We start from the raw sequence: 20,722 nt of genomic DNA, 5'->3' as shown, positions 1-20,722 counted from the left end.
CTAGGTATCGTTAAGTCGATAGCAAGATATATGACGAATTTTGCGCCCACTAACCCTGTAAATTCAAAAAATAAAACGAATTTCAACAGGTGTTAGTTATTCATTAATGCGCAAACTCCAGTAAGGTCAGTGAGTTAATAATATACGAATATGTTGTGAGCTGTCAGCCAGTTTTTATTATTTATTGTTTTACAGCATTTTATTTTCTTTAATATAGCTAACTAATTGTTTGTTAAAACACATAACTGTAAGCACTCACTATCTTTACAAAGTTTACAATTCATTTCATCTTTCATTCAGGCTGACTTGTTAGGCTTTAGTTATTCACACAGATTATGCTAGGAAGTAGCTATGAATAAATTAATCCCCCTGTCTTTGGCTGTACTTGGTTTGAGCCTATTACCGTTTGCAGCAAATGCTAAGCACGAGCGCGAACATGATCGTTATGAACATCGCCATGAGCATCATCATGAGCATAAAAAGCACAGTAAAAAGTACCATAAAAAATATTATAAAAAACACCATAAGTCAGCAGATTATAAAAAGTTGCCGCCGGGTTTATACAAGAAAGTAGGCTACGGGCATGGCTTACCGCCGGGTTGGTATAAAAAATATCATCGTGGCGATCGCCTTGATAGAGATATTTACCGCCGTGGTCGAGTTGTTGAGCGTCATGACCGAAAGGGGATAATTTTACTGGAAGTTGATGATCAGCTAATTCATTTAGTGCATGACACTCGAGAGATTCTCTCTATTGTTACTCGTCACTAAATTTTTACCAAGTCACAACTTGATGTCGGTTATTTAATTTACTTCATAACGAGTTCATGAATTATTGCTATTCTTTAAATGAACTAAATAGGGAGTAAAATATGAAAGCACTTCTATCTACTGCTTTGCTTGGCTTAGTACTTTGCAGCGGCGCAGCTTTTGCAAAAAATGATAACCATGACAAAGACAAAAATAAAGGTAAAGGGAGTTTACCGCCAGGATTACAAAAAAAAGTTGATAATGGTGGTCAATTGCCTCCTGGTTGGCAAAAAAAGTACAACAAAGGTGACAGATTAGATTACGATATCTATCGCCATGGTCGAGTAGTAAAACCGATAGACCGTGATGGTCGTATTACGATTGAAATAGACGATACCATCATTCATATGGTGCATGATACTCGCGAAATTTTGTCAATTTTAAGTCGTTATTAATAAAGGGTTATTGAATGCTAATTGTGCTGGTAAGTATATTAAGTGTGTTATTAGTTGTGACACTTTTACCTATGTCTTTCAGCCAGCATTATTTAATTCGTAGTTGCGACTTTGTTCGTTTACAGGTTTTTTATCTTGCATTGGCTGGGTTGCTTTTAGGTGTTTATTTTGCATTAAGTGGACTATCGCCTTTGGTTGTATCGTCGCTAATCATGGCAACTGTAATTTTGCTTATTCAAGGTAAATGGATATATCCTTATACTTGGCTTGCTAAAAAAGAAGTGGCGCAAAGTCCCGCAGGCAGTGGGCATAGTATTCGTATTATGTCGGCTAATGTGTTGATGTCGAACACTCGCTACCAAGACTTAATAGATTTAGTCCATGAACACCAGCCAGATTTACTTATTACGCTTGAGTCAGATACTAAATGGCAACAGCAACTTGCAGCCATTGAAGAAGATTATCCATACAAAATATTTTGCCCGAAAGATAATCGCTACGGCATGCATTTATACAGTAAATATAAGATAAAAAAACAACAAGTATGTGAGCTTGTAGAAAACGATATTCCCTCAATTCACGTTCTATTTGAGACTGCAGAAGGTCTTGAAGTACAAGGTCATTTTATTCATCCTGCTCCTCCAAGTCCTACTGAAGAAGATACCTCTAGGCCACGAGATACCGAACTTATTTTGCTTGCTAAGGCTTTAAAGAACAACAAACGTCCAACAATTGTTGCCGGCGATTTAAATGACGTTGCTTGGTCAAGAAGTACCCGTTTATTTATGGAAATCAGTGACTTTTTAGATCCACGCAAAGGCCGAGGTTTTTTTAATACCTTTCATGCTGGGTATTTCTTTATGCGCTGGCCGCTTGACCACTTATTCCATAGCCATGGCTTTACTGTTAAACGTATAAAACGGCTAGAAAAATATGGCTCGGACCATTTTGCTCTTTTAACTGAGTTAGTGCACAAACCTGGTAATAGTAACCAGCAACTAGATGACGACATGGACATTCAAAAGGCGGTTAATGAATTGCAAATGGAGAATACTTCTAGCCGAGAAGTGCCTACCTTTAATGATGAAGTAAGTAAAATATAGCGAATAACAGTTATTGTACACTTAACTTATTTAGTCATAAAAAAAGGGCCAATTAAGGCCCTTTAGAGTATTTTTTATTAGGAGTAGTTAGCTATTAATCATAATCGCTTTAATATTAACAAACTCTCTCATACCAAAACCGCCGTGCTCACGACCATAACCACTGTCTTTAACACCACCAAATGGTAAGTTTGGCTGGGCCAGCCCATAACCATTTATGTTAACCATACCGGTATCAAAATGCTTTTTAGCAAGCTCAATGGCTTTCTTTTCATCTTTACAAAGTATGCCGCCACCTAGACCATAGCGAGAGTCGTTGGCAATGCGCATCGCATCTTCGTTATCTTTGGCTTTGATTAGTGAAGCGACCGGGCCAAATAATTCATCGTCATAGGCCTGCATGCCGGGAGAGAGATTCTCAAGTAATGTGGCTGGATAGAAATAACCCGTTTGCTTAGGTATTTCGCCACCAGTCACAATAGACGCACCAGCCTCAACTGATTGCATTACTTGTTTATGAATTTTGTCTCTTAAATCCTCGCGTGCCATTGGGCCAAGATCGGTGTTTTCATCCATAGGATCGCCAACTATTAAGGCGTTAAATTGCTCTGTTATGCCTTTTTTAAACTCATCGTATAAGGCTTCAACAACCACAAAACGTTTTGCAGATACACAAGTCTGACCATTATTGATCATCCGTCCTTGCAGGCAGGTTTTAATTGCCAGCTCTAAATCTGCATCATCAAGTACTAAGTAAGCGTCGTTACTACCAAGCTCTAGGACAGTCTTCTTCACGTGTTTACCTGCTTGCTCAGCCACTTTTTTACCAGTGCCATCACTGCCAGTAAAGGTAACACCACGGATTGCTTTATGGCTAATAAGCTCGCTGGCTGTTTTACCGTCAATCAGTAAATTTTTAAATACATGACTAGGGAAACCTGCATCGGAGAACATTTCTTCAATTTTTTCAGCCATACCAAACACGTTACTAGCATGTTTAAGTACTGCCGTATTACCAGCCATAATGTTAGTCACGGCATAACGAATTACTTGGTAGAGAGGAAAGTTCCAAGGTTGTATGCCTAGTAACACACCTGTCGGTTGATATGTAATTATAGCGCGACCGTTTTCCATAGGGCGTTCTTCATCCGCTAATATCGTTTGGCCATGTTCGGCGCTGTAACGACATATAGCTGCACAAAGCTCTACTTCTTGTAGACCTTGATTGTATAATTTGCCCATTTCTTGAGTCATCAATGTTGCTAGTGACTCTTTTTGTTGCTCGAATACATGTGCAAGTTTGTTTAAATACTTAGCACGATCGGTCAATGAAATATGGCGCCACTCTAAGAAAGCCTCATGACTTTTATCTATCTCATTTTTTGCTTGCTCTAGGTTAAGCAATGTATAGTCTGCAATAGTTTGTTCAGTGGCAGGATTAATTGTCGTTACTGTGTTAGTCATTTTCATCTCCTTACAAATAATATTGAGTAAAGGAGTGCAAAGCTAACGCCAACTCTGCGCTAAACTATTTAATTATTTTAAGTTGTTGCTATAAAACAGCTTTTAATTTTTTCATTATTATTTTTACTCAGCTATTATTTTTGTATCGGTAAAAAGTTCTGGTGGCTGAAAAAGTTACAAGGAGTATGTTGTGGCGTTATCTTTTTTTAATACGCATTTAGCGCTTATTCAAGCGCCGATGGCGGGTGTGCAAGATTTTCGTTTAGCTGCTGCGGTGAGTAACGCAGGTGGTTTAGGATCATTACCCTGTGCAATGCTCTCAAAACAACAGTTAGTGAGCGAGCTTGATAAACTGACTCAAGCGACCAGTAATCCCTATAACCTTAACTTTTTTTGTCATACGGTCGGTGATTACACCAGCCAACAAAAGCAGCAATGGCATAATTTGCTAGCGCCTTATTTTGATGAGTATGGTATTGATGCTGAAAGCTTAACTGCAGGGGCTTCTCGTCAACCTATTAGTCAATCGGTTGTTGATATTATTGCCCCTTATAAACCCGCGGTGGTAAGTTTTCACTTTGGTTTACCTGAGCAAACGATTATGGCGCAAATCAAAAGCTGGGGCACTAAAGTGATTTCAACCGCTACCACTTTAGATGAAGCTATTTGGCTGAGTGAAAATGGCGCTGATGCTATTATTGCGCAGGGTTTAGAAGCAGGAGGCCATCGAGGGCATTTTTTATCAATGGATTTAAGTCTGCAGCAATCAACTGTGCAATTAGTTCAAAACTGTGTGGCACGTCTTTCTTTACCTATTGTTGCCGCAGGCGGTATTGCAACCGCTGATGATGTAGAGCAAATGCAAGCTTTAGGTGCAGCCGCTGTGCAAGTCGGGAGTGCTTACTTATTATGTTGCGAGGCACAAACTTCAGCGCTTCATAAGCAAGCAATTTTAAATCAGAAAACGGATAATACTGCGCTTACTACGTTATTTTCTGGTCGGGCGGCACGAGGCATTCAAAATCGTGTAATGGATGAGTTAGGCGCTTTGGCTATAGGTGTGCCTGAATTCCCTCATGCCAGTACCGCGATAACGGCACTTAGAGCAAGCGCTGAAAAAGCAGGGCACGATGATTTTTCACCACTGTGGTGTGGCCAAAAGCATGTCCCTCGTGTAGGTATGTCGGCAGAAGATATCACCTATTTACTTATGAAAAAGTGATTGGTTTAAATTGAATCAAAGCCCTAACTTATTACTGGGTGATAGTTATCAATAATTAGTAATATGTTTGGCAATCTCTTTTAGTAAATAGGTTTCGCGAATGATTGATAGCCCTTGCTTATCGCTGTTTGCTAGCGTTCGCTCATTATGAGCAATGGCATCATAAATATTAACCCATTTAGCAACCATGCCATTTTGTTGCTCATAATGTTCTAGTTGCGCTTGCCCTAATTGCGTATCAAGACTACAAAAATAGCAGTAAGACTTTATATGGATCACTGCATAATCATCTTTATACCAAGGGCGGTATTCTTCATAAAGGCCAAACTCACCGAGTACTTTGATGTTTTGTGCGCCAGTTTCTTCTTGTAGCTCGCGGATTAATCCTTGCTCTATGCTTTCACCTTCATCAATGCCGCCGCCAGGCAAGCTGAAATCTTCATAGCGGGCAGTGTACATTAATAAAATATCAGTGCCTTTTAAGGCAATAGCACGGCTCGTTAGGCGAGTAAATTGACGTGGCTCGCTGGCACTCACACTGGGATGAACGGTGCTTTTAAGTAAGCGCATCAGAATGTTCCTTAAAATTTAATTTAAAAATTATATCTCAAAAAAGATCTAAATCTATTTAGATAGCGTAAATTTCCAGTTAAGCATCGATTTTGTAGAATAAGGCAGTTAAGATGTGGGGCTGGGCAATGATAATAAGCATAGGGATTTATCATGTTAAACATACTGTTAGTTGATGATGATAGCGAGTTTAGTGATGTCGTTTGTCATATCGTAGAGTTTTTAGGACATAACATTAATACTGCTGCTAATTTAGCAGAGGCTGAGCAGTGGTTTGTAAATAATACCTTTGACCATGTATTGTTAGACTTTATGCTGCCTGATGGAAGTGGTTTACACTTGGTTGAGCACCTTAAAAGTATTGGTCAAAAACCAAAAATAACCCTTATTTCAGGTCATCCTTCAGTCAAAGGTAAGTTGGCTGAAATGTGTGAGCCTAACGTTGGTCATCTAGTTAAGCCCTTGCAGCGCGAAGATATTGAGCGCCTTCTCAACCCTAAAAAAACCACGGCTAAGAAAAAAGCCGAGCCAAGTATTAAAAAGCATTTTGGCACCTTAATAGGTGAATCGCCGCAAATGCAGCATTTGTATACCATGATTGAGCGCGTTGCTAACACCAACGCCAACGTAATGTTAATGGGTGAAAGTGGTGCTGGTAAAGAAGTTGTCGCACAAGCGATTCACAATGCTAGCGCATGTACAGGACCTTTGGTGGCTACTAACTGCGGTGCGTTATCGAAAGAACTTATTGGTAGCGAATTATTTGGCCATGAGAAAGGGGCTTTTACTGGTGCTATTGCCCGTAAAGACGGTGTATTTGAGCAAGCAACCGGCGGAACATTATTTCTAGACGAAGTGACTGAAATGCCAATAGATATGCAGCCTAATCTATTGCGCGTGTTAGAAACTAAAAAAGTAACCCGAGTAGGTGGCAGTAAAGAAAGTGCGGTAGATTGCCGAGTGATTTCTGCGACTAACCGTTCATTAGAAGATTTAGCGCAAAATAATGTTATTCGTGAAGATATCTACTTTCGGTTAGCGGTATTTCCTATTGATATTCCACCACTGCGTGAAAGAAAAGAAGATATTGCCTTATTAGCCAATGCTTTTTTAAATCAATTAAATGAAGAAAACAATACCGACTTTCAATGGCAAACTGCACAATTAAAGTTACTTGAAAGCTATGATTGGCCAGGCAATGTTCGAGAACTGCGCCACGGCATTCATCGTGCTTTTATTATGAGTGATCCAAAAGGTAAAGCGATTACTTTGCCAGATAACTTAGAGTCACCATTTTCACGAGTGAATAAGCAAACTCAAGCAAATCAAGTGACTGCAGGGCAAACTATTGAAGAAGTTGAAAAAGAGCTGATCCACGCTACGTTGGATAAAGTACAAGGTAATAAAACGCTTGCAGCGCAAATGCTAGGTATAAGTACTAAAACTTTATACAACCGTCTAAATGCCTATGGTGGTATTGGCGAATATAGCTAAATTAAACTCAAGTAATCAATAAAGGGGTAGCATGGCTAATAACGATAAAATCAATAAGTTGATTCATGATGCACGCGGACCACTGAATCGTATATCGATGAATGCAGAATTGATTAAATTAGTGCTAGAAAATGATATGCCAAAAGAAAAAGCATTGGCAGCACTTGATAAAATAATAAGTAATTGCCAGCAATGCAGTGACAGCTTAGAACAAATATCGAATCTCGGCGTCGTTGAATAAGATAATATAAAAGGATTATAAATGAAGCTGCAAAAGCAACAAGGTAAGGTCAAGGTAACCTGGGCCAGTTTTATCGCGGTGCTGCTGTGTATTGTGGTGGGGAATGCGATTTTGGCAATGAATACCATTCAAAGCCTGACTCAAACCCAACAGCGTTTAGATGATACTAATATGTTAAACACCGCAATTGAGAAGCTTCATCTTTCAATTGTGCAGGCAGAATCAGGACAACGTGGTTACTTATTAACGGGCGATAAAGATTATTTAGCACCCTACAACGACGCTATTATGCAGCTCAACTCACAAGCTACACTGGTTAAAAATTTACGTACTGAAATTGCAGGCCAAGCAGATAAAGTAGCGCGATTACTATTTTTGGTTGATGATAAAGTTGCGGTATTAACCAGAACCGTTGATTTAGCATTAGCAGATAAAGAACGCCGTGCTCATTATTTACTAGAGACGCATCAAGGCCGTAAGCTTTACGAGCAAATTAGAGAGCTCGCTGATGAAATTCAAGATGCGGAGTCTGCTTTTAAAGCTGTGCAGTTTCGAAAGTTAGGGCAAATTAAAAAAGAAGCCAAACTCACTTTTGCAATTACTGCCGTAACCAGTGCTTTATTGATCCTTGGTATGTTTATGCTCACGCGTATTAACTTACATACAGCGGCAAAATATCAGCAGGAACTTGAATATCAAAACGAAACACTGGCTAGTAAAGTGACCGAGCGTACACAAGAGCTGACCTTGTACTCTGATGAACTAAGTCGCAGTAACCGTGAGCTTGAAGAGTTTGCCTTTGTAGCGAGTCATGATTTGCAAGAGCCACTGCGCAAAATTCAAGCATTTAGTGATCGCTTAGAAACCATGTTTAAAGACGAATTGGGTGAAAAAGGCATTGATTATATCGCGCGTATGAAAAATGCAGCGCAAAGAATGTCTAATTTAATTAATGACTTGTTAGAGTTTTCGCGAGTGACAACACGTGGTAAAGACTTTGCCGATACGGATTTAAAGCAAGTACTTGATGATGTGCTAAGCGATTTAGAAATTGCGATTAAAGAGTCAAATGCGCAGGTCAACGTGGGCGAAATGCCAGTAATACAAGCAGATCTGAGCCAAATGCAGCAGCTATTTTTGAATTTGATTTCAAATGCGGTGAAATTTAGACGTCCAGATGTGGCACCAATTATCACTATTGAGTATCAGCATCAGACTGAATTTAATGATGATTATAATACAGAGCTGGAATGGCAAATCATTACAGTTAAAGATAACGGTATTGGTTTTGCGCCAGAATATACCGACAAAATTTTTGTTCCGTTTCAACGTCTGCATGGGCGTTCGCAATATAAAGGCACTGGGATTGGTTTATCCGTGTGCCGACGTATTGTAGAGCGTCACGGCGGTACGATAGCGGCACAAAGTGAAACCGGTGAGGGAGCAACCTTCATCATAAAACTACCTGTGGAAAGCGAGCTTTTCACATTGCAAGGAGAGGCTTAAATGCCATTTTCTAAAGTAAAGCCAATCACCATTTTAATGGCTGATGATGATGAAGATGATCGTTTATTAACGCAAGACGCACTCGCTGAAAGCCGTGTATTAAACGAGTTATACTTTGTTGAAGATGGTGTGGAGCTTTTGGAGTACCTAGAGCGTAAAGGTAAGTTTGAAGACAAAAACTCATCGCCACGACCTGGGTTGATTTTATTGGATTTGAATATGCCACGCATGGATGGACGCGAAGCGTTGCAAGCGATTAAAGGCAATTCAAACTTAAAAGGTATTCCTGTAGTTATTTTAACCACGTCTAAGCAAGAGGAAGACATGGTTAAGGGTTACGATTTAGGCGCGGCTTCATACATTACTAAACCAGTTACGTTTGATGGCTTAGTTGAACTAATGAAAACGTTAGGTAAGTACTGGGTGGAGTTTGTAGAGTTACCTAGTACGTTTAATGACTAAATAAAAAACTGGAGACGCTATGTTAGATAAGGCAACCAGACTGTTACTTGTTGAAGACGATGAAGATGATTATATTTTAACCTGTGATTATCTAGAGCAGCTGAGTTCGCATACATTTGATATAGAGTGGATCAGTGATCCCAAGCAGGCAGTTAAGGTGCTGAGTAAAAATCATCATGATATTTGCCTGCTTGATTACCGCTTAGGGGCTTCAGACGGCTTAGCAGTATTAAAACAAGCTGTAGAAAATGGTTTTAATGGCCCTATCATTATGCTCACCGGGCAATCAAACGACGCCCTTGATTTAGCCGCTTTGGATGCAGGAGCTGTTGATTACCTCGTAAAAAGTGAAATGAGCTCAAGTCGCTTTGCCCGCTCTATTCGCTACGCATTAGCCCGACGCGATGTTGAAGATGAACGCCTTGAACGACTTAAAGCAGAGGCTGAGAATCGTTCTAAAGACCGCTTTTTAGCACATTTAAGCCATGAGCTACGCACCCCGTTATCGTCAATCTTGGGCTATACCGAGTTGCTTATGCAAAGTGAATTTAACAATCATGCCAATAATGAGTTAGGGGTTATTTATCGTAATGGTAAGCATCTACTTAGCTTGTTAAATGATGTTCTCGATTTATCAAAAATAGCTGCCGATAAACTGGAGCTCAGCTGCAGTGATGTCAACCTTGATAGTTTAATGGCTGATGTGTTTACCTTAATGCGAGTATCTGCGCTGGATAAAGGGCTGTCGCTGCGTTTTGAGTCATTACAACCTTTGCCTCTTGTAATTAGTATTGATGCGACACGGTTTCGGCAAATTTTAATTAATATCATCAATAATGCGATTAAGTTCACCGAGCAAGGCGATATCATTGTTCACGCATGGACAAAAGTTATTGATGGCCGTGAAATGCTGTTTTTTAGTATTAAAGATTCTGGAATGGGTATTGCCCCTGAGAAACAAGCACTTATATTCAAACCATTTGAACAAATAGCCGATGTAGAATCGCGCTCAGTTGGCGGCGCGGGGTTAGGTTTAGCTATTTGCTCTGAATTGTTGAGTCGTATGCAGGGCGGGATCACATTAGAGTCTGCTATTGGTCATGGATCTGAATTTACTATTTCAGTGTATCCGGGCAATATTCAATATGTAGAGCGCAGTGTATTGAAGCTCGATTTGACACCTAATATGCAGCAAAAAATGGCCCCTTGTAAAGTCAGTGGCCGAGTATTGGTGGTTGATGATTTACGAGATTTACGGGTGTTAGTTGGGCATATGATCTCTTCTGCTGGTGCAAAGGTTGATTATGCTGAACACGGTAAGCAAGCACTTGATAAAGTAACTAAAGCACAACAGCAAGGTGATCCGTACGACATTATATTTTTAGATATTCATATGCCGGTGATGGGGGGCAAAGAAACTACGATTGAACTTAGAAAAATGGGTTTTAAGGGTGCGGTAATCGCGCTTACTGCTGCCACGATGAAAGGTATACATAGCGAGTTATTGGCGCTGGGCTTTAACGATGTGATAGGCAAACCTGTTGATTCAAGCTTACTTTATCAGTGCTTAACTAATTACTCTATGGCGGCTAATAAGCCCGTTGATAAATTAGCGCAACCAGCGCGAGTAAAAAGTTGTGCGCGTTTTTTATTGGTTGAAGATGATGCAGATGCGGCGCAAATCACCCAGTTATTACTGGAAAGTTTAGGGGTTGAAACCGTTGTTGCAACTAGTTATGAGCATACTTTAGCAATTCTAAAAAATGACTCTCAATTTGATAAAGTGTTATTAGATATGCATTTGCCTGATGGCAGTGGCTTGGATTTAGCTCGTTATACAAAGCAGTATTATCCAGATTTAAAGCGAGTAATCGTCAGTGGTATACAGCCAGAACCGAAGCAAATTGAACTCCTTGAGATAGAGCAAGTATTACTTAAACCGATTAATTTAGCATTACTAACCCAACTTATTGAGGGTTAGTAATAATTGATTGACGGACGATCAGTTCTGGCTCAAATAATGTTTGTAACGGTAATTCACCCTTACCGTAAACTTTGCTTAAAATCCACTTTGCTGCCATTTTTCCTATATCATTAATTGGGTAGTTAATAGTCGTTAGTGGCGGGTAAATATGACGGGTAAAAAATACGTTGTCATAACCCATGATCGACAATTGTTCGGGAAGCTTAATGCTATATTCTCGGGCTGTGGCCATTGCACCAATGGCCATTTCATCATTAGCACAAATTAAAGCTGTAAAAGCGTGGTTACTTTCATGGAATAACTTAAAACCTGCCGAGCCGCTGGTTTCCATAAAATCGCCTTGATAAAGCAATTGTTCATTAAATTCTAAGTCAAATTCAGCGAGAGCCTGTTTATGGCCGGTTAAGCGATCCTGAGCATCTTTTTTCCAAAGTGGCCCGCTAATGTAAGCTATGTCACGATGGCCTTGCTCAAGGACATACTTGGTTGCTAAATATCCACCTTTGATATTATTTAAAACGATACACCGATCGGCAAGCTCTGGGATCAAACGGTTGATCAGTACAAAGGGGGTGCTGCCTTTACTCAGTTCTATCAAGTAGTCGTCGCTGATGGCTTCAACATGTAAAATCAAGCCATCACAATTGCGACTAATTAAAAACTCAATCCCTTGCTGTTCACGATCGGCATCACTGTGGCCTGCGGTAATAATGACGTGTTTACCTTGATTACGAAACGCATTTTCAATGTCGCTCATCATCGGTCCATAAAATGGCCCGTGTAGCTCAGAAACGAGCAAGCCTACGCTATTCGAGCAATTAGATGCGAGAGATTGTGCTATGGAATTAGGCCGGTAACCAAGCTGTGTCATCGCAACGGTTACCTTTTTTCGCGTTGCATCACTGACATTAGTATTATTATTCATTACCCTTGAAACGGTCGCTAATGAGACCCCAGCAAGTTTTGACACCTCATAAATGGTCGCCATGATATTCCTTGTTAAGTACTACTTCTTTGGGCTAAATCAGCGTTTATTTTCTCTAAGGTATTATTATCAAGAATATACCTTTTCATGATCAACGCGACAAGTACACTACCAATTGCAGGAAACAGTGTAAACGAGGTTAAAATACCGACTTTAGTTGCTTCATTAAGCTCAGTGTTAGCTTGATAGCCATAGTAAGCCAGTAACCAACCAGCAATAGCTCCGCCCAGTGCCAGGCCTAGTTTAATAAAGAACACCACGCTTGCATAGACCAAGCCAGTTAGCCGATGGCCATTTTGCCATTGTCCGTAGTCAATTGCATCTGCCATTTTTGCCCATAACAATGGAGTTGCCATTTGGGTGAAAAAACACCATAAAAAATAGACTGCAAACGCGAGCACTAATTGGTCGTCAGATAAGAAAAATGCAAAACAGCTTATGGCCGCAGAGATGTATTGGAGATATATATATGCTGCTTTTTTGTCAACCCGTTTACTCAGTGGTTGTGCGCAGGCGCAGCCAAGAATATTACCGATCATTCCCAAGGTAACAAATTGCGTAACTAAGTCGGCTTCACCAAGAACATATTTTACGTAATAAATTGCTAAAGTCGTACGCAGCACCATACTCGTGAGCAGCATAATGGCAGCACCACAGAGTATTTTAAAAGGACCGTTTTGCCACAACGTTGCCATTTGTGCTTTGAGGCTAAGGGTTTGTTGCTGTGGTGCAACCACGCGTTCTTTAGTAAAGCGAAAGCAGAACAAAAATAATATCACACCGAAACAGCTCATCAGTATCATAGTAAGCTGATAGCCAAGAGCATTATCGCCTTTACCAAACCAGCTTACTAATGGCAATGTGCAAGCACTGACGAGTAAGCCACCGAGCATACCAAATACAAAACGATAAGATTGAATGGATACGCGTTCACTCGGATCGTGACTTAGTACTCCACCCAAAGCTGAATAAGGAATATTAATTGCGGTATAAACCAGCATTAATAGCGTATAGGTGACAAACGCGTAGATGACTTTTCCTGTCGCGTTTAAATCTGGTGTGGTAAAAGTAATTACACTAACCAGCCCAAACGGGATCGCGAGCCACAATAGGTAAGGCCGATAACTACCATATTTGGTTCGGGTTGCATCGGTGAGCGCCCCCATTAACGGATCGGTGATTGCATCAATAACTCGCACCACTAGGAACAGAGTACCAACGATGGCCGGAGAAATACCAAATATATCGGTATAGAAAAAAGTTAAAAATAGCATCACGGTTTGAAAAATGATGTTACTTGCAGTATCACCTAAGCCATAGGCTATTTTTTCTTTTCTAGTTAGCATAATTGGCACTCATGTTGTTATTATTTTTTGCGCTGTGTGAGCAATGCGCGATATTGTATTGCGCTCTCTTTTAGTATGCGTTGCTGGTTTTCATAATCAACATAAACGAGACCAAAGCGTTTTTCATAGCCGTATGCCCATTCAAAGTTATCCATTAAGCTCCATGCAAAATAGCCTTGTATATCAACTCCTTGCTCAACTGCGTCATGCACTGCATTGAGGTGGGTATGATAATAACTAACACGCTCTGTATCGAGTACTTGGCCATCTCGTAGTGTATCTGCCATGGCCGCACCATTTTCAGTTACATAAACTTTAGGTAGTTGGTATAGCTCATTTAATGATACTAACAACTCAGTTAAACCTTGTGGATAGACTTCCCAGCCCATGTCAGTCACAGCTATGTTGTCGATTTGTGCTTCGGCAAACCAGTTATCATCAGTGTTTTTGTAGTGTATGCGGGTATAGTAATTAACGCCAATAAAGTCGATTTTTTGACTTATTATCGCCATATCATCAGCAGCTATATGGGGTTGCACTTCACTACTGAGGCTATTTAAAAGCGCCGGATACAGACCTTCTAAAACTGCTTTGATATACCACTGATTGTGATATTGATCGGCTAATAATGCTGCTTGTGTATCGTTTTCTGTCAGTGGATAAGCTGGGCTGAAGTTAAGAACAATACCAGCTTCTATATTAGGGCAATTGGCGCGCAGTACTTGCATGGCAAGACCATGGGCTAACAATAAATGATGAGCCGCCTGACGACCTGCTTGTTGGCTTTTAATACCGGGGGCATGTACACCCACTTCATAGCCTAAATAGGCACTGCAAAAAGGTTCATTTAAAGTCGCATAAGAGTCAACTAAACCTGTCAACTGCTTGGTAACTAAATCAGTATAGTGAGCAAATGCATAGGCGGTGTCACGGTTTAACCAGCCACCGTTATCTTCCAAGTGCTGGGGTAGATCCCAGTGATATAAGGTGACATAGGTCTTGATATTGCGTGCTTTTAAAGCCGTTAATAAATCACGATAAAAGCCAATGCCTTGCTGATTAATACTGCCATCTTGATGCAATACGCGCGGCCATGAAATTGATAATCGGTACGCATCAACGGCTAAGTCAGCAATCATTGCGATATCTTGTTGCCATAGTTCAACATGGTTACAGGCTGTATCGCCATTGCTATTGTCGGTGATAGCTCCTGGCTGGTCACAAAAAGTATCCCAAATAGATGTCAGGCGGGCGCTGCGAGCTCCCTCAATTTGAAATGAGGCTGTGGCTACACCAAAGGTAAACTGAGGTTTAAGTAGCGCAGAGCTAGGCGGTAGAGAAATAGTTTTAAACACGATTAGGTGCATCCTTTAACATTCAGTTTTGGCAATTACTTTTACATTAAGCACAGCATAGTCATTAAAAATGGAAGCGCTTACAGAATGTTTGTAAATAAATTGCTAATTTCGATTTATATGATATAAATGTAAGCGCTTACATTTTATGTTGCAACTATTATTTGCTTTTTTAAGTAGTGAAAAAGTACTTAAATAAGCGTAACTAACTGATAATTAAAATAATTAGAGAGTTTAATATGGCAAACGTCACACACAATTTGGCAACGAATGAACATAGCCTACAACCAATGGGCAAACAAACGTTTGCTTTAACGTCGTTGACCACCTTATTTTTTATGTGGGGGTTTATTACGTGTCTGAACGATATTCTGATCCCCTATTTAAAAGGGATGTTTTCACTCAATTATACCCAAGCGATGCTAATCCAATTTTGTTTCTTTGGGGCTTATTTTGTGATGTCGATACCTGCTGGTAAGTTGGTGAGTAAAATAGGTTATCAATTTGGTATTGTGGTGGGCTTAGTGGTGGCCGCGGTTGGTTGTGCATTATTCTATCCCGCAGCCGTAGCGCATGTTTATGAGCTGTTTTTATTGGCGCTATTTGTACTGGCTTCGGGGATTACCATCTTACAAGTGTCAGCCAATCCATACGTAAGCGTACTTGGCGCTGCAAAAACAGCGTCGTCGCGTTTAACCATGACCCAAGCATTTAATTCGTTAGGTACTACGGTTGCGCCAATCTTTGGTGGCTGGCTTATTCTAACTGAAGTCAGCCAAGCAACCGCAGAGCAAGTTAAACTTCCTTATTTAATGCTTTCAGCAAGCTTACTGGTACTTGCGGGGATTTTTGCTTTTTTAAAATTACCTAAACTTGGCAAAGCAGCAGATGCTGAGAGTGAAAATCAATATGTTGAGAACTTTATTGATTTAGGTAGTGTTTGGCAGTATCGCCATTTAATTTTAGGAGCCATTGGCATTTTTGTTTATGTCGGTGCTGAAGTCGCAATCGGCAGTTTTTTAGTGGGCTTTTTAACCTTAGACCATATTGCGGGTTTTACTGAACAGCAAGCAGCACATTATATTAGTTATTACTTCGCGGGCGCCATGATAGGACGCTTTATTGGTGCTGCCATCATGCAAAAACTCAATGCAGGTAAGGTATTGGCATGTCATGCATTACTTGCCGTGGTACTGGTGTTAATGGCGATGACAGGACAAGGGGCATTAGCAATGTGGGCTATTTTGTTGGTCGGACTATGTAACTCAATTATGTTCCCAACCATCTTCAGTTTAGCCCTACAAGGCCTTGGCAAATATACCTCTCAGGGTTCAGGTATTTTATGCTTAGCCATTGTCGGTGGTGCAATTATTCCATTATTACAAGGCGTCCTAGCTGACAATTTTGGTGTGCAATTAGCACTATTACTGCCGATCGGCTGCTATTTATATATTACTTACTTTGCGCTATTTGGCTCAAAAGTAACAACTTCAACTCGTCATTGATAACTAGGTGGACAACATGACAATAACAAAACCACGTACTCTTTTGGTAATGATGATTGCAGCAATGGCGATGAATGGCTGTTCGCAATCAGAACAAACAGCAGCGACCAATGAGATTTGGCCGATGATCAAAAGCGGTGTTAAAGACGATGCCAATATGGAGCAAAAAATTGCTGACTTGCTCGGCTCAATGAGCTTAGAGCAAAAAGTAGCCCAGATGATCCAACCTGAAATTCGCGATATTACAGTGGAAGATATGCGTCAATATGGTTTTGGTTCTTACCTTAATGGCGGTGGGGCTTTTCCTAATAATAATAAACATGCCACGGCTGCTGATTGGATTGAACTAGCCGAAAAAATGTACCAAGCATCAGTAGATGATTCCCTTGATGGTAGCCGTATCCCAACTATGTGGGGAACCGATGCAGTTCATGGTCATAATAATGTTATTGGTGCGACGTTATTTCCGCACAATATCGGTTTAGGTGCGGCTAACAATCCACAGTTGATTGAAAAAATTGCTGCAGCGACCGCCCAAGAAGTGATGGTAACCGGTATTGATTGGGTGTTTGCACCTACCGTTGCTGTGGTACGAGATGACCGCTGGGGCCGCACTTATGAAGGGTATTCAGAAGATCCACAAATTGTTAGAGATTACTCAGCCGCAATAGTAAAAGGCTTACAAGGCGCAGTTGATCAAGACTTTTTATCAGATAAACGGGTGATCAGTACGGTTAAGCATTTTATTGGTGATGGTGGTACACAAGGCGGTGATGACCAAGGTAATAATATTACCAGCGAAGCAGAGTTATTTACCATTCATGCGCAAGGTTATGTGGGAGGCTTAGGTGCTGGAGCACAAACAGTTATGGCGTCGTTTAATAGCTGGCATGGCGAAAAAATCCATGGCAGTAAATATCTCTTAACTGATGTGCTAAAAGGCAAAATGGGTTTTGATGGCTTTGTTGTGGGTGATTGGAATGGTCATGGACAAATTCCTGGTTGTACCAATGGAAACTGTGCACAAGCCGCTAATGCCGGCCTTGATGTATACATGGTGCCTACTGATGCATGGAAGCCACTTTATGAAAACCTTATCGCACAAGTTAACAATGGCACAATTGCGCAATCACGAATTGATGATGCGGTAACGCGTATTCTGAGAGTAAAAATGCGTGCGGGTTTATTTGATAAACCAAGTCCTGCAAATCGTCCACTTTCAGGAAAAACAGAGGTCATTGGTAGTGCTGAACATCGTAAAATCGCAAAACAAGCAGTTCGCGAATCTTTAGTACTCCTAAAAAACAAACAACAGTTACTGCCGCTTTCGCCAAAAGCAAATGTGTTAGTAGCCGGTCTAGGTGCTGATAATATCGGTATGCAATCTGGCGGTTGGAGCATTACTTGGCAAGGTACGGGGAATCAAAATAGCGATTTCCCAGGTGGCACGTCGATTTTGGATGGTATTGAACACACTGTTAAGCAAGCGGGCGGGCAAGTTCAGTATGACTTAAACGGTGAGTTCAATACATCTCCAGATGTCGCTATTGTAGTATTTGGTGAGCAACCTTACGCAGAAGGCAATGGGGATTTAGATAATCTTGAATATCAGCGGGGTAATAAAACGGATTTAGCGCTACTGCGAAAATTCAAGCAAGCCGGTATTCCCGTTGTATCGTTATTTATTAGCGGCCGCCCAATGTGGGTAAACGCAGAGCTTAATGCCAGTGATGCGTTTGTTGCGACGTGGTTGCCAGGTAGCGAAGGGGATGCAATTAGCGATGTGTTATTTGCAAATGTAGATGGCTCAGTAAATCATGATTTTAAAGGCAAGCTGTCGTTTTCTTGGCCGAATAACCCAGTTGATAACGAAAATCGTGGTGATAAAGATTATTCGCCATTATTACCGTATGGTTTTGGCTTAACTTATTCAGATAAAAACACCTTACAAGATGATCTTGTTGAACAAATGGGAACGTCACAACAGCTTGATGATTTAGTCTTGTTTGAGCGCGCGGTTAAAGCGCCATGGAGTCTGCATTTACAAAGTGGTGAGCAGCAAAAAGTGATGGCAAGTAGTCGCGAATCAATCGGAGCTGTTAGCGTTAAAACCTTTGATAAAGACGTTCAAGAAGATGCGCGTGCAATTACCTTCAGCGGCGATGAACTAGCAGCAGTGCGTTTAAGTGCGGCATTCCCATCTGATTTACGTTCGTTTGTTGAAAAAGCAGGGCAGTTACAAATGCAAATTAAGGTTGAGCAAAGTGCCGATGCCCCGCTTTGGCTTGGTATGCAATGTGGTGATGATTGCCAAGGTAAATTGGATATTGCTAAGCAGCTAAATGCAACCAATGAATGGCAGACTTTAAGCATTGATTTACGGTGTTTTTCACAGCAAGGTGTTAATTTAGGGCAAGTATTCTCACCTTGGCAGTTAAGTACAGCTGCGCCATGGCAGGTATCGATTGCGAAACTCAACATCACCAGCGAGCATGTATCTACTGAGGTTATTTCATGCCAGTAATGCCTTTGTTAGGCTTAACACCACTGACATCGATCTAGATAAATAGCAATACGAAATTAATTGCCAATAAACGTCATAAAAAGTAGTCTAGGCTGCTTTTTATTGAATAGGAAAGATCGAAATGAAACCAGTGAATCCATCAAAAGTCATTTGTATTGGTCGTAACTATGCTGCGCATATTGCTGAGCTTGGTAATCAAGAGGCTGACGAAATGGTGGTGTTTTTAAAGCCGCCAAGCGCGATAACAAATACCTTAATATGTACTCATAAGGATGAGCAATTACATTTTGAGACTGAAATTTGTTTTCAAGTTAACAATGGCTGTTTAGCTGCTGTGGCGGTGGGACTGGATTTAACTAAGCGAGATTTACAGAGTAAATTAAAAGCCAGCGGTTTACCGTGGGAACGCGCGAAAGCCTTTGATGGCTCTGCATTGTTTAGTGAGTTTGTACAAATAGACGAACAAGCTATTGAGCATTTAAGCTTAACCTTACTGATAGATAATAAGGTGCGACAACAAGGCGGCGTTGAGTTAATGCTTTATAAACCCACGGTTATTTCAGCCCAAGTTAGTGAGTTTATGACTTTAATTGATGGCGATATTATTATGACTGGCACACCTGCAGGAGTAGGAGCTGTGAACGCAGGAAGTACATTTATTGCTCAGTTACACTTGGGCTCAGACTTATTGGTTCAGCAAGAGTGGTTGGCTGAGTAAGTTTTAATATCTGTTGTTGATATTGTTGATCAAAATCCGCAAAGGTATTTTCAAGCAATACACGCTGTGTTTGCTGGTACTTTGCAGACGGCAGTATGCTATTTGTTAGCACTCGATTTATTTTTTTTAAGGCATTATTAGCAAAATTATTAGGGGCATTGGTTGAGCAGCCAATCGCACCTAAAACCAGCTTATCGGCGTGATCGGCAATAGGTAAGGTTACTACATTATCAAATTCGCTGAAGCGGTTGTAGTAATCGGCTAAAAAAGGATAGTCGATAGTGTAATCAATATACCCATGATTGAGCCGATTGATCACCGAGCTGCTTTCGTTTTCACTGTTCCAACTTAATGATGTATGTTGGTCGCTTTTAGTATTTCGAGCGATGGTATTTAACTCTGGAGTAAATTTACGCGCAGCGGATTGGCCAAAAATAAATTTATTATCTGTCAGTAGTTTAACTAAATTTATCGGTGAACTGTGTTGTTGGCTAATTACTTTCGCTGTTTTAGCTGAGGCAATGATAGCAAATGGTGGGTACACCGTTGTTGGCACCGAATAGATCACTCGCGGGGTGTTAACTTTACGGTGGATCATACAAGGGTAACATGCTTGTTGACCTTCATCGAGGTACTTGCCTATACGTTTTTGCGGCAACATTTCGCGGGTATGCTCTATATCGGGTAACTCAATGATGAGCTGTTCCACTAAGTAATCACATAAGCCTCCATCTGGAGTTTGCGCTGTTTTAGCCAGATGAAAAGGCGCCGCATCACTTTGGAGCCAAGTTATGTGAGTTACTTCATCGGTATTATTAGCAAGTACATAGGTGCTTGAAAAAAAAGAGAATAATGTAACGAAGTAATAGACAATACGCATAGCTATATTTACTTTATCCGCTAACAATTTAAATCGAGTATACAATAACTAATATTTTGCGCTACTAAAGGATGGTAAATTATTGCATTAAGTTAATTTTTTAATGCTTTAGTGGTGTTTTTTTGATTCACTATTTGTGAGTAGGTTGTTTTTCAAGT

18 protein-coding genes are annotated in these 20,722 nt (G+C 40.6%); 12 read left to right on the top strand and 6 right to left on the bottom strand.

All coding sequences use genetic code 11. The features are described 5' to 3' along the window. Nucleotides 1-351: 351 nt before the first annotated feature. From H5187_RS11575 to H5187_RS11565, 3 genes are all read left to right on the top strand, one after another. A complete protein-coding gene (locus H5187_RS11575) occupies nt 352-771 on the top strand; it encodes a hypothetical protein (RefSeq protein WP_145241209.1) in 420 nt (139 codons plus the stop codon). Between the two features lie 101 nt (nt 772-872). Beyond that, entirely contained in the window at nt 873-1,205 is a 333-nt protein-coding gene (locus H5187_RS11570) for a hypothetical protein (RefSeq protein ID WP_182761531.1), read from the top strand. A gap of 14 nt (nt 1,206-1,219) precedes the next feature. Further along, nucleotides 1,220-2,308, top strand: coding sequence for an endonuclease/exonuclease/phosphatase family protein (locus H5187_RS11565; protein ID WP_182718292.1), 1,089 nt, complete (start codon nt 1,220-1,222; stop codon nt 2,306-2,308). Nucleotides 2,309-2,395: 87 nt separating this feature from the next. Here H5187_RS11565 and H5187_RS11560 read toward each other — a convergent pair whose 3' ends face one another. Continuing rightward, nucleotides 2,396-3,772, bottom strand: a complete 1,377-nt coding sequence (locus H5187_RS11560) for an NAD-dependent succinate-semialdehyde dehydrogenase (protein ID WP_182797891.1) — start codon at nt 3,770-3,772, stop codon at nt 2,396-2,398. A 190-nt stretch (nt 3,773-3,962) separates the two neighbouring features. On the opposite strand from H5187_RS11560, the gene H5187_RS11555 reads away from it, so the two are divergent. After that, nucleotides 3,963-4,994, top strand: a complete 1,032-nt coding sequence (locus H5187_RS11555; protein WP_182761532.1) for a nitronate monooxygenase family protein — start codon at nt 3,963-3,965, stop codon at nt 4,992-4,994. Between the two features lie 48 nt (nt 4,995-5,042). Here H5187_RS11555 and H5187_RS11550 read toward each other — a convergent pair whose 3' ends face one another. Then, nucleotides 5,043-5,564 (bottom strand): NUDIX hydrolase, encoded by a 522-nt coding sequence (locus H5187_RS11550; RefSeq protein ID WP_182761533.1) that lies wholly within the window; start codon nt 5,562-5,564, stop codon nt 5,043-5,045. Between the two features lie 153 nt (nt 5,565-5,717). On the opposite strand from H5187_RS11550, the gene H5187_RS11545 reads away from it, so the two are divergent. Genes H5187_RS11545 through H5187_RS11525 form a run of 5 tightly spaced genes read left to right on the top strand, consistent with a single transcriptional unit; the run spans nt 5,718 to nt 11,248 of the window. Beyond that, nucleotides 5,718-7,058 carry a sigma-54 dependent transcriptional regulator gene (locus H5187_RS11545; RefSeq protein ID WP_145241198.1) on the top strand — a complete coding sequence of 447 codons (1,341 nt, stop codon included), beginning with the start codon at nt 5,718-5,720 and terminating at the stop codon, nt 7,056-7,058. Between the two features lie 31 nt (nt 7,059-7,089). Beyond that, on the top strand, nt 7,090-7,299 hold the full coding sequence (locus tag H5187_RS11540) for a histidine kinase (protein WP_145241196.1): 210 nt from the start codon (nt 7,090-7,092) through the stop codon (nt 7,297-7,299). A gap of 21 nt (nt 7,300-7,320) precedes the next feature. Continuing rightward, nucleotides 7,321-8,805 (top strand): ATP-binding protein, encoded by a 1,485-nt coding sequence (locus H5187_RS11535; RefSeq protein WP_149981220.1) that lies wholly within the window; start codon nt 7,321-7,323, stop codon nt 8,803-8,805. Next, nucleotides 8,806-9,267, top strand: a complete 462-nt coding sequence (locus H5187_RS11530) for a response regulator (RefSeq protein WP_145241192.1) — start codon at nt 8,806-8,808, stop codon at nt 9,265-9,267. Nucleotides 9,268-9,286: 19 nt separating this feature from the next. Then, nucleotides 9,287-11,248 carry a hybrid sensor histidine kinase/response regulator gene (locus tag H5187_RS11525; protein ID WP_182718296.1) on the top strand — a complete coding sequence of 654 codons (1,962 nt, stop codon included), beginning with the start codon at nt 9,287-9,289 and terminating at the stop codon, nt 11,246-11,248. On the opposite strand, the gene H5187_RS11520 is transcribed toward H5187_RS11525, so the two are convergent. The 3 genes from H5187_RS11520 to H5187_RS11510 are packed head-to-tail and all read right to left on the bottom strand — an operon-like array spanning nt 11,235 to nt 14,949. Then, the gene (locus tag H5187_RS11520) at nt 11,235-12,239 is read right to left on the bottom strand and encodes a LacI family DNA-binding transcriptional regulator (protein WP_182718297.1); all 1,005 of its coding nucleotides are present in this window, start codon (nt 12,237-12,239) and stop codon (nt 11,235-11,237) included. The two genes, H5187_RS11525 and H5187_RS11520, sit on opposite strands and share 14 nt — an antisense overlap. A gap of 11 nt (nt 12,240-12,250) precedes the next feature. After that, on the bottom strand, nt 12,251-13,582 hold the full coding sequence (locus H5187_RS11515) for a glycoside-pentoside-hexuronide (GPH):cation symporter (protein WP_182784166.1): 1,332 nt from the start codon (nt 13,580-13,582) through the stop codon (nt 12,251-12,253). A 20-nt stretch (nt 13,583-13,602) separates the two neighbouring features. Continuing rightward, on the bottom strand, nt 13,603-14,949 hold the full coding sequence (locus H5187_RS11510; protein WP_182784168.1) for a GH1 family beta-glucosidase: 1,347 nt from the start codon (nt 14,947-14,949) through the stop codon (nt 13,603-13,605). 278 nt (nt 14,950-15,227) lie between these two features. Between H5187_RS11510 and H5187_RS11505 the strand changes: the two genes are divergently transcribed. The 3 genes from H5187_RS11505 (at nt 15,228) to H5187_RS11495 (ending at nt 19,684) form a co-directional block, all read left to right on the top strand. Further along, on the top strand, nt 15,228-16,442 hold the full coding sequence (locus H5187_RS11505) for a sugar MFS transporter (protein ID WP_259398498.1): 1,215 nt from the start codon (nt 15,228-15,230) through the stop codon (nt 16,440-16,442). Nucleotides 16,443-16,458: 16 nt separating this feature from the next. Continuing rightward, a complete protein-coding gene (locus tag H5187_RS11500; RefSeq protein WP_182784170.1) occupies nt 16,459-18,966 on the top strand; it encodes an exo 1,3/1,4-beta-D-glucan glucohydrolase in 2,508 nt (835 codons plus the stop codon). A 121-nt stretch (nt 18,967-19,087) separates the two neighbouring features. Next, nucleotides 19,088-19,684, top strand: a complete 597-nt coding sequence (locus H5187_RS11495) for a fumarylacetoacetate hydrolase family protein (protein ID WP_182784172.1) — start codon at nt 19,088-19,090, stop codon at nt 19,682-19,684. Here H5187_RS11495 and H5187_RS11490 read toward each other — a convergent pair. Next, nucleotides 19,623-20,564 carry an ABC transporter substrate-binding protein gene (locus H5187_RS11490; RefSeq protein ID WP_182761539.1) on the bottom strand — a complete coding sequence of 314 codons (942 nt, stop codon included), beginning with the start codon at nt 20,562-20,564 and terminating at the stop codon, nt 19,623-19,625. The two genes, H5187_RS11495 and H5187_RS11490, sit on opposite strands and share 62 nt — an antisense overlap. Nucleotides 20,565-20,722 lie beyond the last annotated feature (158 nt).

This window comes from Pseudoalteromonas sp. SG44-1, assembly GCF_014164315.1.
Classification (GTDB): Bacteria; Pseudomonadota; Gammaproteobacteria; order Enterobacterales; family Alteromonadaceae; genus Pseudoalteromonas; species Pseudoalteromonas rhizosphaerae.
The sequence above is the reverse complement of the archived record's forward strand: the minus strand, read 5'-3'. Positions and strand labels throughout refer to the sequence as shown.

Bases quoted from the DNA above. Each gene is read 5' to 3' on its own strand.
- H5187_RS11520 (WP_182718297.1), bottom strand. From the start codon at position 12,239: ATGGCGACCATTTATGAGGTGTCAAAACTTGCTGGGGTCTCATTAGCG.
- H5187_RS11565 (WP_182718292.1), top strand. From the start codon at position 1,220: ATGCTAATTGTGCTGGTAAGTATATTAAGTGTGTTATTAGTTGTGACA.
- H5187_RS11535 (WP_149981220.1), top strand. From the start codon at position 7,321: ATGAAGCTGCAAAAGCAACAAGGTAAGGTCAAGGTAACCTGGGCCAGT.
- H5187_RS11490 (WP_182761539.1), bottom strand. From the start codon at position 20,564: ATGCGTATTGTCTATTACTTCGTTACATTATTCTCTTTTTTTTCAAGC.
- H5187_RS11500 (WP_182784170.1), top strand. From the start codon at position 16,459: ATGACAATAACAAAACCACGTACTCTTTTGGTAATGATGATTGCAGCA.
- H5187_RS11510 (WP_182784168.1), bottom strand. From the start codon at position 14,949: ATGCACCTAATCGTGTTTAAAACTATTTCTCTACCGCCTAGCTCTGCG.
- H5187_RS11545 (WP_145241198.1), top strand. From the start codon at position 5,718: ATGTTAAACATACTGTTAGTTGATGATGATAGCGAGTTTAGTGATGTC.
- H5187_RS11525 (WP_182718296.1), top strand. From the start codon at position 9,287: ATGTTAGATAAGGCAACCAGACTGTTACTTGTTGAAGACGATGAAGAT.
- H5187_RS11495 (WP_182784172.1), top strand. From the start codon at position 19,088: ATGAAACCAGTGAATCCATCAAAAGTCATTTGTATTGGTCGTAACTAT.
- H5187_RS11505 (WP_259398498.1), top strand. From the start codon at position 15,228: ATGGGCAAACAAACGTTTGCTTTAACGTCGTTGACCACCTTATTTTTT.
- H5187_RS11575 (WP_145241209.1), top strand. From the start codon at position 352: ATGAATAAATTAATCCCCCTGTCTTTGGCTGTACTTGGTTTGAGCCTA.
- H5187_RS11515 (WP_182784166.1), bottom strand. From the start codon at position 13,582: ATGCTAACTAGAAAAGAAAAAATAGCCTATGGCTTAGGTGATACTGCA.
- H5187_RS11560 (WP_182797891.1), bottom strand. From the start codon at position 3,772: ATGACTAACACAGTAACGACAATTAATCCTGCCACTGAACAAACTATT.
- H5187_RS11550 (WP_182761533.1), bottom strand. From the start codon at position 5,564: ATGCGCTTACTTAAAAGCACCGTTCATCCCAGTGTGAGTGCCAGCGAG.
- H5187_RS11540 (WP_145241196.1), top strand. From the start codon at position 7,090: ATGGCTAATAACGATAAAATCAATAAGTTGATTCATGATGCACGCGGA.
- H5187_RS11570 (WP_182761531.1), top strand. From the start codon at position 873: ATGAAAGCACTTCTATCTACTGCTTTGCTTGGCTTAGTACTTTGCAGC.
- H5187_RS11530 (WP_145241192.1), top strand. From the start codon at position 8,806: ATGCCATTTTCTAAAGTAAAGCCAATCACCATTTTAATGGCTGATGAT.